We start from the raw sequence: 16184 nt of genomic DNA, 5'->3' as shown, positions 1-16184 counted from the left end.
CTGCCATACCGACAGGAGTAATAAAAACACCATGCTGAGTCGTGACGCCGCCACACAGGTATCCCGGGTTTTAACCGAAGCATTGCCCTACATTCAGCGATTTACCGGCAAGACCATCGTTATCAAGTACGGTGGAAACGCCATGGAAAGCGAAGAGCTGAAAAACAGCTTCGCCCGCGACATCGTGCTGATGAAGACCGTCGGCATCAACCCGGTGGTCGTACACGGCGGTGGTCCGCAGATCGGCGACCTGCTTAAGCGTCTGAACATTGAGAGCCAGTTCATCGAAGGCATGCGCGTGACCGACACCCAGACCATGGATGTCGTGGAAATGGTCCTCGGTGGGCAGGTCAACAAGGATATCGTCAACCTGATCAACCAGCATGGCGGCAGCGCAATCGGCCTGACCGGCAAGGATGCAGGCCTGATAAAAGCACGCCAGTTGAAAGTCACACGCAACACCCCCGGCATGGATAAACCGGAGATCATCGATATCGGCCATGTTGGCGAGGTAGTGGAGATCAATACCAAGCTGATCAATCGGCTGGTGTCCGACGACTATATTCCGGTCATTGCGCCGATTGGCGTCGGCAGCGATGGCGCTTCGTACAATATCAATGCCGACCTGGTGGCCGGCAAGGTTGCAGAAGCGCTGAAAGCGGAAAAGTTGATGCTGCTAACCAACATCGCCGGGCTGATGGACAAGTCCGGCAAGGTACTGACCGGCCTGAACACCTCACAGGTCGACGCATTGATCGCCGACGGCACCATCTATGGCGGCATGTTGCCGAAGATTCGCTGCGCGCTGGATGCCGTCCAGGGCGGCGTCAGCAGTGCCATCATCGTCGACGGCCGGGTGCCCAATGCGGTGTTACTGGAAATCTTCACCGATACGGGCGTCGGGACCTTGATCACCAATCAGCAACAGGACTAACGCATGCAACTGGACGATTTCCGCTTCAAGCACGGCTTGCGCGTGCGTTGGGCTGAGGCCGATATGCAGGGCATCGTGTTCAATGGCCATTACCTGACCTACGCCGATGTGGGCATTACCGAGTATTTCCGCGCCATGGGTCAGGCCTACAGCGGCGAAACCGGGGTTAACGGCAGTGATTTCTTCGCCGTCAGGACCTTGCTGGAATATCGCTCACCGGCGCGCTTTGATGATCTGCTTGATGTGCATGTGCGAATTGCCCGGCTGGGCAACTCGAGCATGCAGTTTCTGATTGGGATTTATCGCGGCGCAGAGTTGCTGGTTAACGGCGAGATCGTCTATGTGCATGCCGATCAAAGTAGCCGCCGACCCAGCCCGATTCCGGCCAGCTTTCGCGCGGCAGTAACCGGATTTGAAAAGGTCATGCCCGACGGTGCTTGATGGGCGCCGTCCATCGGAGATCTAACTCCCGCTGTCACTCGCACCCAGCAAGTAACCCAAGCGCGCGCGCTGATGAATAAAGTTGGCGCGCACCTCCTTGATCTCCAACTGCTTGGCTTCGATCAGCCGCTCCAGACGCAGCGTTTCATCATCGGCGTGTGCCAGATCTTGCAGAATCTGTGGGTCTACTTCGCGGCCAGCACGTTCCTGAACGGCGGCGCGCTGCTGTAACGCTTCGCGCTGGTCCTGCACGCCGTCCATTTCACCGCGCGCCGACTGGATGAGGCTGTCTATCTGAGCCAATTGCCGGGCATGCGCGCGGTCCAGGTCCGCCTGGCTGCTGTAGAGCCGCAACAAGGTGGTGTCAGATTGACGCTGGCGCGCCTGGGCTTCTCTGGCTTCACGGTTGGCTTTAAGCTCTTCCCGAGTGGGAGCGGCGGGTATTACCTCGCGTACTCGCCCGTTGCTGTCTAACACCTCATAGCCACGGCTAACGAACTCCGGTGGCACGCGGTTGCCTAATACCGTGACACCTTTGTCATCGACGTAGCGATAGAGCTGCGCCTGCTGACCAAAAGCAGCGACACTGATCAGCAGCCCGGCAATCACACCGGAAAACGACCTCAGCATAAATCAACACCCCTGTCCTTGGAGCCGCAGCTCCCCGCGCATAACCAGACAGCCTAAGACAGTGCTGCCCAGCCTATCCGGCTGAACCTATTCGGCCGAACCTATCCGGCCGAACCTATATACCGAACTCTTCGCGGTAAGCCTGCACAGCCGGCAGGTGATGCCGCAAATCGGCGTCCTCTTCTAGAAAAGCCAGGACCTGGGTCAGGGAGACGATACTGACGACCGGAATACCGAAATCGCGCTCGACTTCCTGAATCGCCGACAGCTCGCCCTGCCCGCGTTCCTCGCGATTGAGTGCAATCATCACGGCTGCCGGCTCAGCGCCTTCCGCCTTGATAATCTCCATCACCTCTCGCACGGCGGTACCCGCAGTAATCACATCGTCGATGATCAGCACCCGGCCCACCAATGGCGCGCCTACCAGCGTACCGCCCTCGCCATGGTCCTTGGTTTCTTTTCTGTTGAAACAGTATGGCACATCGCGATCAAAACTTTCAGCCAGAGAAACCGCGGTGACTGCCGCCAGCGGAATGCCCTTGTAGGCCGGACCAAAGATCACGTCGATGTCCTCCAGCCCGCTATGCACAAAGGCTTGCGCGTAGAAACGACCTAGACGACCCAACGCAGAACCGGTATTGAACAGGCCAGCATTAAAGAAGTAAGGGCTCTTGCGTCCGGATTTCAGCGTAAATTCGCCAAAACGCAATACCTGTCTATCCAAAGCAAAACGTATGAATTCCCGCTGATATTCGTGCATTCCCACCCTCTTCTTAACAAAATCCCCTCAGGCTCGGTTATCATACACTTTCGATTTTGGGGGAGCCATGTATGCGAATTATCAGTCTGAATGTCAACGGCGTCGAGGCGGCGGCCGCCCGAGGCCTGTTTGACTGGCTGCGCACACAGGATGCCGATGTAATTTGCCTACAGGACATTCGCGTTACCGCCCCCGAGCTGGAACAGGATCCCTATTGGATTGATGGTTACTGGCAGTACTGTTTCGAGGCCGAAGTGCCCAGCCAAGGCGGCGTTGCGATCTACACCAAGACCACACCCAAAGCGATCATCATGGGGCTGGATTTCGAACTGGCCGACCGCTATGGCCGTTATATTCAGGCTGATTTCGACAAGGTCAGTATCGGCTGCCTGCTGCTACCTTCCGGACGCAATGGCGACGCTGACCTGAATCAGAAATTCAAGTTCATGAACGATTTCACCGGTTACTTGAACAAACAGCGGCGCAAGCGCCGCGAATTCATCTATTGCGGCTCGCTTTACAGTGCGCATCTGAAGCTGGATGTAAAAAACTGGCGCGACTGCCAGAACGAGCCCGGCTTCATGGCCCCGGAACGGGCCTGGATGGATGAAATTTTTGGTAATCTGGGCTACGTCGATGCGCTGCGTGAAGTCACCCGCGAAGCCGAGCTCTACAGCTGGTGGCCGGACAGCGAACAGGCCGAGAATCTGAATCTGGGTCTGCGCTTCGATTACCAGATTCTGACCCCGGGTCTGCGGCGCTTCGTCACCAACGCCCAGATCCCCCGCAACGCACGTTTTTCACAGCACGCGCCGGTGATCATCGATTATGACTGGACCTTGAGCATCTAGGCCCCAAGCCATTGGCGGCTATTAGCCGAACCCTTCTAGTTGAGCCCTTCGCGCCGGGGCTGAACTGGCCGGGCGGGAGCCGCAGCCCGGCAGCGAAACGGTGTTGCTAAACGCTACTTAATGATCCGCCAGCAGAACGGATAACGATAGGCCTTGCCTTCGTTGGCTTTGATCGCCGCGATGATCATCAGTATCACTGCGCCGATGATCACAACCCAGATCAGCAAAATACCGATAAACACGACCATCAGTAGCACGCACAACAGCCCCGCCAGCGCTACGCTGATCTGGAAGTTGAGTGCTTCCTTGCCCTGATCATCGATAAAGGGATCCTGATCCTTCTTTAGCTGCCAGACCAGCAGCGGCCCGATCAGGCTGCCGAAAGGAATCAGGCAGCCAAGAAAGCCCGAGAGATGGGCGAACATGGCCCACTTGCGTGCTTCCGGACCGGGCAGGTCGGTATCCACCACTGTTTGCGCTTCGTCAATCATTGCCTGAACTCCTTAGCTGAGGTGAACACCAACACAATAAATACCGATTACTCGGCTTCCAGTGCGGCAAGCTGCAAGCCAAACAACTGATCAACACCCTGCTTGGCTAAGGCCAGCATAGCATTCAGCTCTTCGGCGCTGAACGGCGCGGCTTCAGCAGTACCCTGCACTTCAATAAAGCCGCCCTTGTCAGTCACCACCACGTTAAGATCCGTGTCGGCGGCGGAATCTTCCAGGTAGTCCAGGTCCAGCACCGGCTCGCCCTGATAAATACCCACAGAAACCGCAGCGATCATCTGTACGGTGGGGATCTTCTTCAGCGCGCCGCGCTGCTTCATGACCCGCAACGCGTCGACCAATGCCACGCACGCCCCAGTGATGGAGGCGGTACGGGTGCCACCATCGGCCTGGATCACGTCGCAGTCGATGTACAGGGTATTTTCCCCGAGGCTTTTCAGGTCAACCGCTGCACGCAGCGAACGGCCGATCAGGCGCTGAATCTCCAGCGTGCGCCCACCCTGCTTGCCGCGGCTGGCTTCGCGTTGCATGCGCCCGCCGGTCGAACGTGGCAGCATGCCGTACTCGGCGGTGATCCAGCCCTGACCAGAGCCGCGCAGGAAGCGCGGCACGCCAGCCTCGACGCTGACAGTACAGATCACCTTGGTGTCACCAAACTCCACCAGCACGGAGCCTTCGGCATGCTTGGTGTAATGTCGGGTCAGGGTTACCTGACGCATCTGATCGGCTTCGCGGCCACTGGGACGTTTCATCTATTGAATCCTTGTACTGCAAGTATGTGTGGCTGGGATTATACGGCCCAAGCAGGCAGGGCGACACCTGAGAGTGCGCAGGGGTACAATGCGTTTCTGTTTCCGCACTCTTTACGCATTATGAGGCCCACCGATGGTGTACAGCATGACCGCCTTTTCGCGCTGCGAATTAAGCACAGAGCAGGGCAACCTTGCCTGGGAAATTCGCTCGGTCAACCATCGCTACCTGGAACCGACCCTGCGCCTGCCGGAGGCGTTCCGCGAACTGGAGGGCCCACTGCGCGAACGCCTGCGCAAGGAGTTTGCCCGCGGCAAGCTGGAATGTACGCTGCGCTTCAACCCGGCGCAGCAGAGCGCCGACAGCCTGCAACTGAATCAACCGCTGGTTAGCCAATTGCTCGCTGCTGCGCACCAGGTCGCTCAACAGCTGGACAACCCGGCACCGATCAACCCGCTCGAGGTATTGACCTGGCCCGGCGTTCTCGGCGGCGCGCAGGACGATCAGGCAGCACTGACAGCACAAGCAAGTCAGTTGTTTGGCCAAGCGGTCAGCGAACTGAAAATCCAGCGCGCTCGCGAAGGCGCCGAGCTCAAGAAGCTGCTCGAAGAGCGTCTGGAGGCCATTTCCGAACGTGTCGCCACCCTGCGACAAATGATGCCCAGCCTGCTCGACGCTCACCGGCAAAAACTCATTGACCGCTTCAATGAAGCACGCCTTGAGCTGGATGGCACCCGGGTAGAGCAGGAGCTGGTGCTGCTAGCGCAAAAAATCGACGTCGCAGAAGAGCTGGACAGACTCGCCACGCATGTTACCGAGACCCGTCACGTGCTCGGCGGCAATGTCGCCATGGGTCGACGCCTTGATTTCCTGATGCAGGAATTCAACCGTGAAGCCAATACCCTGGGCTCAAAAGCGATAGATAGCCGCAGCACCCAGGCTGCGGTAGACCTGAAGGTGTATATCGAGCAAATGCGCGAGCAGGTCCAGAATATTGAGTGATGTCCACACTCGCCCACATCCATCTATAACCCTAGCAAAATCAAGGAATACAGAACTTCCCATATCCACACAAGTCCACAGACACCCACCACCATCCTTGAAAATCTGGTGGGTGAAATGGTGGGTATGCTAGTATCTCCAAGAACCTGAGTGGTGGGTACTTTGGAGTGAGAAATGGGCAAATTGACAACCAAGAGCGTGAGCGCAAAAACCAAGGGCGCACCTGGGAGCTTTTCAGACGGTGGTGGTCTTTATCTGGTAGTGCCGAAAGCCGGTCGGGCTTATTGGATGCTGCGCTTCACATCCAATAAAAAGCGCAAGGAAATGACCCTGGCCAGGGTTGACGACCTGTCCCTTGCTGACGCAAGAACGGAAGCTGCGCTCAAGATGAAGCAACACCGTGAAGGCCTCGACCCTCTTGTCGCAAAACAACGAGCCAAGCACGACTCCATCCGCAGCGTGGATGCCCTGTTTGCAGACTGGCATGAAGGCAATATCAAGCGCTTGAAACACCACCTGATACCCTTCCGCATTTACTCCAAGGACATCGCACCGGTTATCGGGCAGATGCAACCAGAGGCCGTAACGGCTCGTGATATACGACAGATCCTGCGGAACATCACCGAAAGCAATCGCCCAACTATCGCCAATGACGCCTTGCTGTATTGCAAGCAGCTGTTTAACCACGGCATAAAGCTGGACATCGTCTCCAGCAATCCAGCCAGTGCCTTTACAGTGAGTGATGCTGGCGGCATTGAGAAAAGCCGAGATAGAGCTTTAACAATAAAAGAGCTCCGTTTTACCTTTAATAGATTTAGAGAAGAGTCAGACAGCTTTACACGCGACAACTATTTGGCATGCGCACTTTTAGTATTGCTAGGCGTTAGAAAAAGTGAGTTAACTGAAGCAAAATGGAGCGAGTTCGATCTCAATAGTAAGGCGTGGTACTTACCCAATGATCGCAGCAAATCAGGCGTGGCCATTGATATCCCATTACCGGATTTATCCGTAGAGTGGTTAAACGAACTAAAAGTTCGCGCCTGCGACTCTGACTACGTCTTTCCAAACAGAAGAGCAAGCAAAACACCGCACATGGGCAAGGATACTTTGAATCGAGCTATATCAAGCCTGTTTGGTAGAGAACCCGGCAGGGCTGTGCAGCCTGAAAACAGAATGGGCGATCTTGAACACTTTACTGTTCATGATTTAAGACGCACCTGTAGAAGCCTCTTAGCATCGATAGGCATACCAGGCCATGTAGCTGAACGCTGCCTGAATCACAAATTGAAAGGAGTAGAGGGCATTTATAACCGCCACGACTACTTTGATGAGAGAAGAGAAGCGCTGAACCAGCTGTCTCAAAAACTAGCTCCACTTATATAAACTGATTGAAGCAGGTCTGGGCGAAAGCAGCCGTTCCACTTTGGAAACGACCGGCGCATGACCACTATCGGCCAAAAGCAGCCGATCACCTGACAGAAGCTTGATGCCCTTAAACGTCACGGTTCGATTGAGCAACTAGCCTGTAAAAGGCAGGTTGCTCTAATCTGCAGGTTGGTTTCTCCACGCGAATTTTGTGCGTTGTTCTGCCCTTATTCTAACCTCACGACTCGCTAGGTTTCGTAGGAAACTTCGGCGGGGCCTTTGGAGGCGTTTGTGGAAGCATATTCCGGGAGGCAGCCCCATTGATAGTGCCAAAGACAGGTTCACCAATAGGCTTTGTCGATTTTTTATCGTCGCGGCTCACGCTCAGTCTCCTTCTTTGGTCGGACCTCTCGTCGGGGGAGCTGGCGGATCCTTGGGCGGTGTTTTCGGCAAAACGTTCCTCGGCATGAGCGGATTAACGTTTAACCCCTCATTAATACTTTTTCTTAGCACCTCATCGATGCTCTCTCTATCACGACTCATCTTCTTCCTCCGGCTGATCTAGAAACTCAGTCCAAGCCACATCGGTTACGGAAATTAGCATAGAAGTAATCCTGTCAGCCGGTTCGTAGCGACCATCAACAATCCACGTCGGCTGAATAATCAAATAGTGACCAGTTGTGGGATCAGTCGGCCAAGCTCTTGGGTATCCCGCGAGCCTCCTTCCATCCTTAAGCTGCAGCGTAACTCCCCTGTAACCGTCCGGCAATCCCATCTTGAGCGTCCCGCTGATACCGTCAGGATAGTGTCCACTTATTTTCTAGTGGACACTATCGATGGACTCCTTAAGCGTAATCACTCCTAAGCGCACACGCCGCCGTTTTTCTCCTGAATTCAAAGCCGGCATCGTTGCTCAGTGCCGACAGCCGGGCGTCTCTGTGGCCCGTATTGCTCTGGATAATGATCTCAATGCCAACCTGGTCAGGCGCTGGATAAGCGAGGCACGGGAAGTCGTGGCAACACCCGGGTTTATGCCAATCAGTCTGGCCCCCATCGCTTCGCCGCCGGCCAGCAAAGCGACCGCGCATACAGCTAATACCATCCGCATGGAAATACCCCGCGCCGGTGGTGCGGTTGTCGTGGAATGGCCCGTTGAGCAAGCCCATCAGTGTGCCACGCTGTTGCGGGATTTGCTGGGATGATCCGCATTGATGAGATCTGGCTGGCGACCGAACCGCTGGATATGCGCGCCGGTGTCGACACGGCACTGGCGCGGGTGGTTCAGGTGTTTGGCTCGGCCCGCCCCCACTGTGCCTACCTGTTTGCCAACAAACGGGCCAACCGGATGAAGGTGCTGATCCATGACGGTCTGGGTATCTGGTTGTGTGCCCGCCGACTGAACCGAGGCAAGTTCCACTGGGGCGAACCTTGGTGTGGTGAGCGTCTTCAGCTGACCGATGAGCAGGTCATGGCGCTGGTTCAGGGGCTGCCCTGGCAGCGTCTGGGTGAAGCCGGCGTCATCTCGGTGCTGTAACCACAACCTGGTCAGCAGAGCCATCACCAAATAAGGGAATCGCGACGAGGCCTGGGGCTTGGCATACTGTCGGCCATGACTCAGCGACCCGACCTCGATCAACTCTCTACTGACCAGCTCCGCGCCCTTGCGATGGAGCTGCTTGATCGCGTGGAGAGCAAGGACCGGGTTCTGGCCCACCGCGATGCGGTGATCGAGAAGCTGACCCACGAAATAGCCATACTTAAACGCCACAAATTCGCCCGTCGCAGCGAACAGCTGGATGGGCATCAAGGGCTGCTGCTCGAAGAGCTGATCGATAGCGACATCGCAGCCATCGAAGCTGAACTGGCCGAGCTTGCAGAGACCCTGCCTTCTGACACTAAGCCCAAGCAGCAGCCCAAACGAGCGCCGCTGCCGTCCGAACTGCCCCGGACGCCGATCCATCACGAACCCGAGACCACGCAGTGCCGCTGCGGGTGTCAGCTCAAACGTATCGGCGAAGACGTCAGCGAAAAGCTGGATTACGTACCCGGTGTGTTCACCGTTGAACGCCATATCCGTGGCAAGTGGGCCTGCAACCAGTGCGGTACCCTGACCCAGGCGCCGGTTCCGGCACAGGTCATCGACAAGGGTATTCCGACCTCCGGCCTGCTGGCCCAGGTGCTGGTCGCCAAATACGCTGATCATCTGCCGCTGTACCGTCAGGAACGCATCTTCGGCCGCGCTGGCCTCACCATTGCGCGCTCCACCCTGGCCTAATGGATCGGCGCTTGCGGCGTCCAGCTGCAACCGTTGGTCGACACATTGAGAATGGCGGTGCTGGAGCATGGCGTCCTGCACGCGGATGAAACACCCGTCAGCATGTTGGCACCTGGCAAGAAGAAAACCCACAAAGCCTACGTCTGGGCCTACAGCACCACCCCGTTCTCTGACCTGAAAGCCGTCGTATACGACTTCGCCCCCAGCCGCGCGGGTGAGCATGCCCGCGTCTTCTTAGGCGACTGGAAAGGCAAGCTGGTGTGTGACGATTACGCCGGCTACAAGGCCGGGTTCGGCGAAGGCATCATTGAGATCGGCTGCATGGCGCATGCCCGTCGCAAGTTCTACGACCTGCACGTTGCCAACCAGAGTACGCTGGCCGAGCAGGCTCTGGAGTACATCAAGCTGTTGTACCAGGTCGAGGCTGAAGCCAAGGAGCTGACACCCCAGCAGCGCCAGATCATGAGGGCCACACAAGCCAAACCCATTGCCGAGGCGCTGCATAAATGGATGCTGACCCAACGGGAAAAAGTGCCGGATGGATCAGGAACAGCCAGGGCTCTGGATTACAGTCTGAAACGCTGGACGGCGCTGACGCGTTATCTGGATGACGGTGCTGTGCCAATCGACAACAACTGGGTCGAAAACCAGATACGACCCTGGGCGCTCGGCCGCAACAACTGGTTGTTCGCCGGCTCGCTACGCAGTGGCCAGCGCGCTGCCGCCATCATGACCCTGATTCAGTCCCAAAACTGAACGGGCATGATCCCTATGCCTATCTGAAAGATGTGCTGAGTCGACTGCCGACGCAGAAGAACAGCGCCATCGACGAGTTACTGCCTCATAACTGGAAGCCGGCGATCAACCTGTGATGGCCGGACGCTTACGCCACAGCTCCGGCGTAGAGGCTGAGCAGCAGGCTCACCTCGTTGCGGGCCATCGCGTCCTAGACAGTGGAGGCGCCGCGATCAGTCGATGAGAGGTGTGCGGCGAGCGCCGACTTGACCTTGCCCATGTACGCCTCGGCGCTGCCTCGCTTGCGGAGAGCGCCAGGATCTTCTCCGATGGCCAGTCGAACTTGCCGAGGTTGGTGACCAGGAAGAAGGCATGCACCAACAGGTCATCGGGGCGTTCCTGCACCACCAGCACCAGCACCACCAGCACCACGCGCCGTGGCGTCGGCCAGGAACCAGCCTGGTACTCAAGGTCGTGGCACCACTCCCGAGGCTGCTCGGGTTGACGGCCCGGTGGCCGCTTCAGGTGCGGTGCCGCCAGCTTCTGCAGGCCGATGTGGCTGCGCAGCAGGCCACCCACCATGTCGCCCGTTTCGGCCAGCGAAGCCACCAGCGGTGAGTAAATCCGTGCGCTGTAAAGCCCATGAAACGCCGAGCCACCCTAGTGGCCGTGGACATCGATCGGCACGCCGTCGATGTCCAGCGTCAGCTGCTCGGGGCGTTGGCCATGCTTCAGCGAGGTCAGACGCCAGACCACCAACAGCAGCAGGTCTTCATGCACAGCATCGATGTTGTCATTTCGCCCCATGCAGGTCAGCAGCCGCGACAGCGTGGCTTGAGACAGCCGACCCTGAGCTAGGGGCTTCATGCCACGCGCACCGCTGCAGGCCAACTGCCAGAGCGGGTCACGGCGCAGCGTGCCGGTATCGCTGAGATCGATCCAGCCCATCGCGCGCTGCAGCACCAGAGTGCGAAGCTGGCTGGCCAGCGAATGACGGATGCGCAGCGGGTTGCGGAGGTCGATCAGATTGTCCTCCAGCGCCTCGATCACGCCGCTGTTCGAGGGTTTCACGCAACAACAGAGCACCGCTGTCGCTGGTGGTGCGCTGGCCGCTCAGCTCGACACGAACAGCGCCGTTTCAGGAGGGCGTCCAGGCGGAAAGCTTTCCCCCATAGCGGATGGCTGTCTTGGTTCATGTTCTTGGCGGAACACACTGAATTTCCGAGAGAATACCATCCGCTATCTTCGTTTTCAGGTCGGCCTCATGAATAAGCCGGGTTAATTCATGAGGTGCGCTTACTGGTCCCCCACCTGAGTCGGCTCTTTATACCCCCAAAAAAACTGATGCGCCCACGTCCACACTATCGGAACTGTTGTGCAGCTATAATCCGCGCCACCAAACAGACGGTGTAGGTGCAAGGCACCCTCGCGCCTTAATAGGCGGCCATAAATAGCACGACAACGCCCGCCAACGCCAAGCCGCCGTGCCCGATGATCGCCCACCAAGGCTTGGCGTTACGGAACAGCACCCCAAAAAACAACGCCCCTCCCAGAAAGGCTGCTACCAGCAGGCCCAGCGCCCAGAAAGCGGCCTGCGGAATCGAAGCATCGGGCCCGCCGCTAAACAACGCATAGACCAGCGTCACGAGTCCCGCGAAGGCGAGCCCACCGTGCGCCAACCTCAACCACGAAGGGTAACGCACCTTTATAGCCGTCAGCAGGGCTAAAAGTAACCCGCCCGAAGCAGCCGCTACCATCCACCAGAATATCCACTTCACAAGTTCCATCAGTTGCTCCTCAATTTGGTGTCTTTATAGAATGACGGCCGCCACTCGCCGCCCCCAATAATGTGGCATTGCTAGAATATAGCAAGGTTGCCTCAATGCGAATAGTCTCGGCAGGCACTGAGGCAACTTCAAAGCCGCGATAAAAGTCGCGTTCGTGGATTGAACGCTTGCCTGACTCCGAGTCATTGAAGAGCTGCCGAATTGCACTTACGACGCCTGTCTTGCCGGAGCCGTTCTCTCCGACTAAAACGTTCAGTCCCTTGTGAAACTCGATAGAGAAGCCAGCGTTGAAGCATTTGAAGCCATTAATCTCTAGCGCGCGCAGAAACATGCGAGTCCCTTCCCTTCGTATAGAGGCAAGCTGATGCAGGCATGCCTTGGTTTTCTAATAACAGCAAGCACCCTTAATACTGCTGCATTAGGCGGGAGAAGGCCACGATATTGAGGCTGGCTGGCGAGGAAGGATGTTACCCGCAACGACCCTCCTGGCCGGTAGCTGATGCTCGCGACAGACAGAAACGGCCAAGAGCGGCCAACGAGGCAGGAACGATAGATGGATTGAAAACTACTCGTCTGGTGGTCCCCCACCAACCCAGTCGTCCCCAGTTGTAGCTTTGAATAACTGCTTGAAAAGCTCATGCTCCTCCAAAACCAGCGGCCCGAACTGGTGAACATTTGCAAAAGCGGCAATAAAACCGCTGGCGGCATGGCTAACTGCAGACAAGATATCGACCATTTGTTCCTCGATCCCTGACTGGAGCGCCTCGACGGTCTGCTCCCGGCCCCTGTGTGCGCTCATGAAGTAACTCATGCCATAAACGGAGCCATGAATGATTTCCGAGGACACAGCATAGATACCTGCATACGCTCCCAAAAGGGCACCCCCGGACGCCTGCACGACTTTGCCTATACGGCTAATCTTGGATGGCGCGTCGAGGGAGCACCACGAATCCTTCCCAGGGCCGGTGAATTCTGGGAAGAGCCTCGCTGCAGTCGCCTTAGGATTTGCCCCCCCCAATTTCATCATGAATTTGCCAGAGCCAATCACTCGATTGTTATGCTTCCAAGCAGCGTAGTGTCGATGCTTTAAAGCACGTTGTGAGACGTCAACGGACTGCGTGGTGAAAAATGCTGCGTTGATGAATCCCTCAACGACGGACCGAGCAATCGGATAGAGATCGCGAACTGCAAGGCCGCGCTCGGTCGAATTCTTCAGGATGGTATTGAGGGATTGGCCAGCGCCCATGGCAGTTGCTGCCGTCGCGCGCGTTTGCTCTAGCTCAAGGCTACAAGCAAGCCATTGTCCTTCGCGGAGTACTGGACCTTCCGTCATTACGAAGAGCGTTAAGTTCAAGAGATCCAACTGCCCTTGAATTACTGCACGCAACTCTTTCAGGGGCTCGCTTTTTTCGCTCATCGACTTACCTTCGTTGATGTCTTAATTATTTGGCCCTAGGTCGACACTACAGCAGAGACGAGAGACTGGCCGGAAGCGGCTACATCTGCAGTATTGGGCACGAGCTCCAATGTCCCAAACTCTCAACTCAAACTTTCTTCAACCCTACATAACCCCCATGAGCCTACCACAGCCAGTCCGCTCAACTGGCCTGTCTCATGAGGAATCCCGTATGACCAAACTCTGTCCCCGCTGCGGTTCACTGCGGGTGGTGCACACCAATTACGGCCAGCGTGTAGGTGGCACTGTCGGTACCGTTGCCGGCGCTGTCAGTGGTGCTGTTACGTCCGGCCCTACCGGCGCTTTGATCGGTAGCCGCATTGGCATGCAGGTCGGTGTCATCGCTGGGCCTGCCGGTGTTGGTGCGGGTGCTGTGCTCGGTGCGATTGCCGGGGCCTTTGCTGGCTGCTTGGCCGGTCTACGACTGGGCAAAGTGGTTGATCAGCACCTGTTCTGTCACCACCGCTGCACCGATTGTCGCGCTCATTTCTGACGTTTCATCTCCCCCAATCCATTTACTTATTCATTGCCCTGGCCTCTGCACGGCTGGGGCGGTTTATGCCGTCTGGAGAAAACCATGGCACACGAAATTGAAAAAATGGCCTACGTTGCGACCCCGCCCTGGCACGGCCTTGGTAGCCAGTTATCCCGTCATCAACCACTGGAGGTCTGGCAGCACGAAGCCGGAATGAACTGGCATATCGAAGAGTCTCCGGTGCGCTTTGTGGCGAACTCGGGATCACACCTTGGCAGCATCCATGCCTTCCCGGAACAGAAAGTGCTGTACCGCTCTGACACCAAGGCACCGCTCTCGGTGGTCTCCCAACGATACAAGGTGGTACAGCCATGGGATGTCTTGGAGTTCTACCGGGATCTTACTGAGCACGCTGGCTTTGAGCTGGAAACCGCTGGCGTGCTCAAGGGCGGTCGCAAGTTCTGGGCACTCGCTCGTACCGGGCACGCGTCTGTGCTCAAGGGTAACGATCAGGTCAATGGTTATGTGCTGCTGGCTACCTCCTGTGATGGAACCTTGGCAACGGTGGCCACACCGACGACGGTACGGGTGGTGTGCAATAACACCTTGGCCATCGCGCTCAACGGCGCGCCCCAGTCGATCCGGGTGCCTCACAGCACCGAGTTCAAGCCCCAGGATGTAAAGCGCCAACTGGGCATTTCGGTATCCCAGTGGGATGACTTTATGTATCGCATGAAAATGTTGTCACAACGCAAGATCAGTTACCCCGACTCCCTGAAGTACTTCCTCAAGGTCATCTGTGATGCTGAGGAGGATGTCGAGGATAGGCGGCAGCTGACCCAGCACCGAGCGCTGGAGAAGGTGCAGGACCTGTATCACGGTGGAGGTCGTGGCTCCCAGCTGGAATCAGCTCAGGATACTGCCTGGGGATTGCTCTGCGCGGTGACTGAATACGTTGACCATGAGAAGCAAGCGCGTAGCAATGATAACCGCCTGGACTCAGCCTGGTTTGGCCAGGGAGCCACACTGAAGCAGAAAGCGTTGGATCATGCTTTGACATTGGTGGCGTGAGCACCCGCCGCCTCAGCCATTCATCTCACCCCTTACCAACGGCATAAAGCCCGATCAGCACACCGCTGATCGGGCTTTATGCGTTATGGAGTCATACCATGAAAACTCAATCGTCCACCTCTCCCGCCTCCACCAACCGCAAGAACAGCCGTGGCGTATTGCGTCTGGTCAGTACCAAGGATCTCAGCCGGGAGGACTGGCTGGATGTGCGCAAGCGGGGCATTGGCAGTTCCGACTCGTCGGCTGCGATCGGTCTTAATCCTTACAAGTCGCCGCTGGAGCTATGGCTGGAGAAGACCAACCGTGACCAGCACCTGGCTAAGCCGAACCCTGAAGATGACACCGCTCCCGTGTTCTGGGGCGTGGTACTGGAGCCGATCGTTGCCTCTCAATACCAACGGCGTTCCGGCAACAAGGTACGCAAGATTAACGCCGTGCTTCAGCATGCTGAGAACCCTTGGATGCTAGCCAACATCGACCGGGAGGTCATAGGTAGTCCTGATGTGCAGATCCTCGAATGCAAAACGGCTGGGCTCAACGGGGCCAAGCTCTGGCGTGAGGGCGTACCCAAATACGTTGAGGTGCAGGTAATGCATCAACTGGCGGTGACCGGTAAGCAGGCAGCCGATGTGGCCGTTCTGCTGGGTGGGCAGCAGCTTGAGGTGTACCGCATCGAGCGGGATGAGCTACTGATCAAGCACCTGATTGAGCTGGAGCGCCAATTCTGGCATTACGTTGAAACCGATACACCACCACCAGCAGATGGCTCCGATTCAGCCGAACGGGCCTTACGCCTGCTGTACCCCGAGGATGATGGCGAGGCGCTGGACTTTAGTCAGGATCCAACGTTGAACGAGACCTTCTTCACCCTGAAGCAGATACGCCATACCCTGGCAGAACTCAATCAGCGCGAAAGCGAGCTCAAGCAGGCCTTGCAGCAAGCCATCGGCAGTGCCAGCAAGGCCGTATTTGCTGACGGTAGTATCAGCTGGAAAAAATCCAAAGACTCAGTGGGCGTCGATACCGCTGCTCTGTTCAATGACCACCCTGACTTGAAACTCCTTTACCAGGTCAGCAAGCCCGGGAGCCGACGCTTTCTTATCAACTGACCATTACAAAATCACGCTATCGCCAACCCAACCG

The 16184-nt window shown here is 57.0% G+C and carries 17 protein-coding genes and 2 pseudogenes; 11 read left to right on the top strand and 8 right to left on the bottom strand.

The features are described from left to right. Nucleotides 1-31: 31 nt before the first annotated feature. Both argB and K787_RS0101205 read left to right on the top strand, forming a co-directional pair. A complete protein-coding gene (gene argB, locus K787_RS0101210) occupies nt 32-934 on the top strand; it encodes an acetylglutamate kinase (protein ID WP_022960954.1) in 903 nt (300 codons plus the stop codon). A gap of 3 nt (nt 935-937) precedes the next feature. Then, entirely contained in the window at nt 938-1375 is a 438-nt protein-coding gene (locus tag K787_RS0101205; RefSeq protein WP_022960953.1) for an acyl-CoA thioesterase, read from the top strand. 21 nt (nt 1376-1396) lie between these two features. Here the strand turns inward: K787_RS0101205 and K787_RS0101200 are convergent, their stop codons facing one another. Together K787_RS0101200 and pyrE are read right to left on the bottom strand one after the other, a co-directional pair. After that, complete coding sequence (locus K787_RS0101200; protein WP_022960952.1) at nt 1397-2005, bottom strand: DUF4124 domain-containing protein; 609 nt, start codon at nt 2003-2005, stop codon at nt 1397-1399. 115 nt (nt 2006-2120) lie between these two features. Next, nucleotides 2121-2765, bottom strand: coding sequence for an orotate phosphoribosyltransferase (gene pyrE / locus K787_RS0101195; protein WP_022960951.1), 645 nt, complete (start codon nt 2763-2765; stop codon nt 2121-2123). Between the two features lie 71 nt (nt 2766-2836). On the opposite strand from pyrE, the gene K787_RS0101190 reads away from it, so the two are divergent. Then, on the top strand, nt 2837-3616 hold the full coding sequence (locus tag K787_RS0101190; protein ID WP_022960950.1) for an exodeoxyribonuclease III: 780 nt from the start codon (nt 2837-2839) through the stop codon (nt 3614-3616). A 113-nt stretch (nt 3617-3729) separates the two neighbouring features. Here the strand turns inward: K787_RS0101190 and K787_RS0101185 are convergent, their stop codons facing one another. Both K787_RS0101185 and rph read right to left on the bottom strand, forming a co-directional pair. After that, on the bottom strand, nt 3730-4107 hold the full coding sequence (locus tag K787_RS0101185; protein ID WP_022960949.1) for a DUF4870 domain-containing protein: 378 nt from the start codon (nt 4105-4107) through the stop codon (nt 3730-3732). A 47-nt stretch (nt 4108-4154) separates the two neighbouring features. Next, nucleotides 4155-4877 (bottom strand): ribonuclease PH, encoded by a 723-nt coding sequence (gene rph, locus K787_RS0101180; RefSeq protein WP_022960948.1) that lies wholly within the window; start codon nt 4875-4877, stop codon nt 4155-4157. Between the two features lie 133 nt (nt 4878-5010). Here rph and K787_RS0101175 point away from each other — a divergent pair, with 133 nt between their 5' ends. From K787_RS0101175 to tnpC, 5 genes and pseudogenes are all read left to right on the top strand, one after another. After that, nucleotides 5011-5877: a YicC/YloC family endoribonuclease gene (locus tag K787_RS0101175; protein WP_022960947.1), complete on the top strand. Its 867-nt coding sequence runs from the start codon at nt 5011-5013 to the stop codon at nt 5875-5877. Nucleotides 5878-6051: 174 nt separating this feature from the next. Beyond that, nucleotides 6052-7260 carry a tyrosine-type recombinase/integrase gene (locus tag K787_RS0101170; RefSeq protein ID WP_022960946.1) on the top strand — a complete coding sequence of 403 codons (1209 nt, stop codon included), beginning with the start codon at nt 6052-6054 and terminating at the stop codon, nt 7258-7260. A gap of 818 nt (nt 7261-8078) precedes the next feature. Continuing rightward, nucleotides 8079-8444 (top strand): IS66-like element accessory protein TnpA, encoded by a 366-nt coding sequence (gene tnpA / locus K787_RS0101160; RefSeq protein ID WP_022960944.1) that lies wholly within the window; start codon nt 8079-8081, stop codon nt 8442-8444. After that, nucleotides 8441-8776, top strand: coding sequence for an IS66 family insertion sequence element accessory protein TnpB (gene tnpB / locus K787_RS0101155; RefSeq protein ID WP_022960943.1), 336 nt, complete (start codon nt 8441-8443; stop codon nt 8774-8776). Before tnpA ends, tnpB begins: the two co-directional genes overlap by 4 nt. A 75-nt stretch (nt 8777-8851) precedes the next feature. Further along, nucleotides 8852-10389 (top strand): annotated as a pseudogene (tnpC, locus tag K787_RS21835) (IS66 family transposase). Between the two features lie 77 nt (nt 10390-10466). On the opposite strand, the pseudogene K787_RS21830 reads toward tnpC, so the two are convergent. The 4 genes and pseudogenes from K787_RS21830 to K787_RS0101125 form a co-directional block, all read right to left on the bottom strand. Further along, nucleotides 10467-11464 (bottom strand): annotated as a pseudogene (locus K787_RS21830) (transposase); the annotation flags it as partial. Nucleotides 11465-11685: 221 nt separating this feature from the next. Next, the gene (locus K787_RS0101135; protein WP_011005926.1) at nt 11686-12039 is read right to left on the bottom strand and encodes a hypothetical protein; all 354 of its coding nucleotides are present in this window, start codon (nt 12037-12039) and stop codon (nt 11686-11688) included. A gap of 10 nt (nt 12040-12049) precedes the next feature. Then, entirely contained in the window at nt 12050-12370 is a 321-nt protein-coding gene (locus K787_RS0101130) for an AAA family ATPase (protein WP_022960940.1), read from the bottom strand. 234 nt (nt 12371-12604) lie between these two features. After that, the gene (locus K787_RS0101125) at nt 12605-13456 is read right to left on the bottom strand and encodes a hypothetical protein (protein ID WP_022960939.1); all 852 of its coding nucleotides are present in this window, start codon (nt 13454-13456) and stop codon (nt 12605-12607) included. 211 nt (nt 13457-13667) lie between these two features. Here K787_RS0101125 and K787_RS0101120 point away from each other — a divergent pair, with 211 nt between their 5' ends. The 3 genes from K787_RS0101120 (at nt 13668) to K787_RS0101110 (ending at nt 16150) form a co-directional block, all read left to right on the top strand. Beyond that, complete coding sequence (locus tag K787_RS0101120; protein ID WP_022960938.1) at nt 13668-13988, top strand: membrane protein; 321 nt, start codon at nt 13668-13670, stop codon at nt 13986-13988. Nucleotides 13989-14072: 84 nt separating this feature from the next. Then, nucleotides 14073-15041: a DUF932 domain-containing protein gene (locus K787_RS0101115; protein WP_022960937.1), complete on the top strand. Its 969-nt coding sequence runs from the start codon at nt 14073-14075 to the stop codon at nt 15039-15041. A 98-nt stretch (nt 15042-15139) separates the two neighbouring features. Beyond that, a complete protein-coding gene (locus K787_RS0101110; protein WP_022960936.1) occupies nt 15140-16150 on the top strand; it encodes a YqaJ viral recombinase family nuclease in 1011 nt (336 codons plus the stop codon). Nucleotides 16151-16184 lie beyond the last annotated feature (34 nt).

The sequence above is a fragment of the Halopseudomonas pelagia CL-AP6 genome (assembly GCF_000410875.1).
In the GTDB taxonomy this organism is placed as follows: Bacteria; Pseudomonadota; Gammaproteobacteria; order Pseudomonadales; family Pseudomonadaceae; genus Halopseudomonas; species Halopseudomonas pelagia.
This window is presented reverse-complemented; position numbering and strand designations above follow the sequence as displayed.

What these genes read in the sequence shown, in the direction of transcription:
- rph (WP_022960948.1), bottom strand. Translation starts at nt 4,877, where the DNA reads ATGAAACGTCCCAGTGGCCGCGAAGCCGATCAGATGCGTCAGGTAACC.
- K787_RS0101200 (WP_022960952.1), bottom strand. Translation starts at nt 2,005, where the DNA reads ATGCTGAGGTCGTTTTCCGGTGTGATTGCCGGGCTGCTGATCAGTGTC.
- argB (WP_022960954.1), top strand. Translation starts at nt 32, where the DNA reads ATGCTGAGTCGTGACGCCGCCACACAGGTATCCCGGGTTTTAACCGAA.
- K787_RS0101130 (WP_022960940.1), bottom strand. Translation starts at nt 12,370, where the DNA reads ATGTTTCTGCGCGCGCTAGAGATTAATGGCTTCAAATGCTTCAACGCT.
- K787_RS0101170 (WP_022960946.1), top strand. Translation starts at nt 6,052, where the DNA reads ATGGGCAAATTGACAACCAAGAGCGTGAGCGCAAAAACCAAGGGCGCA.
- K787_RS0101190 (WP_022960950.1), top strand. Translation starts at nt 2,837, where the DNA reads ATGCGAATTATCAGTCTGAATGTCAACGGCGTCGAGGCGGCGGCCGCC.
- tnpB (WP_022960943.1), top strand. Translation starts at nt 8,441, where the DNA reads ATGATCCGCATTGATGAGATCTGGCTGGCGACCGAACCGCTGGATATG.
- K787_RS0101115 (WP_022960937.1), top strand. Translation starts at nt 14,073, where the DNA reads ATGGCACACGAAATTGAAAAAATGGCCTACGTTGCGACCCCGCCCTGG.
- K787_RS0101175 (WP_022960947.1), top strand. Translation starts at nt 5,011, where the DNA reads ATGGTGTACAGCATGACCGCCTTTTCGCGCTGCGAATTAAGCACAGAG.
- tnpA (WP_022960944.1), top strand. Translation starts at nt 8,079, where the DNA reads ATGGACTCCTTAAGCGTAATCACTCCTAAGCGCACACGCCGCCGTTTT.
- K787_RS0101120 (WP_022960938.1), top strand. Translation starts at nt 13,668, where the DNA reads ATGACCAAACTCTGTCCCCGCTGCGGTTCACTGCGGGTGGTGCACACC.
- K787_RS0101135 (WP_011005926.1), bottom strand. Translation starts at nt 12,039, where the DNA reads ATGGAACTTGTGAAGTGGATATTCTGGTGGATGGTAGCGGCTGCTTCG.
- K787_RS0101110 (WP_022960936.1), top strand. Translation starts at nt 15,140, where the DNA reads ATGAAAACTCAATCGTCCACCTCTCCCGCCTCCACCAACCGCAAGAAC.
- K787_RS0101125 (WP_022960939.1), bottom strand. Translation starts at nt 13,456, where the DNA reads ATGAGCGAAAAAAGCGAGCCCCTGAAAGAGTTGCGTGCAGTAATTCAA.
- pyrE (WP_022960951.1), bottom strand. Translation starts at nt 2,765, where the DNA reads ATGCACGAATATCAGCGGGAATTCATACGTTTTGCTTTGGATAGACAG.
- K787_RS0101185 (WP_022960949.1), bottom strand. Translation starts at nt 4,107, where the DNA reads ATGATTGACGAAGCGCAAACAGTGGTGGATACCGACCTGCCCGGTCCG.
- K787_RS0101205 (WP_022960953.1), top strand. Translation starts at nt 938, where the DNA reads ATGCAACTGGACGATTTCCGCTTCAAGCACGGCTTGCGCGTGCGTTGG.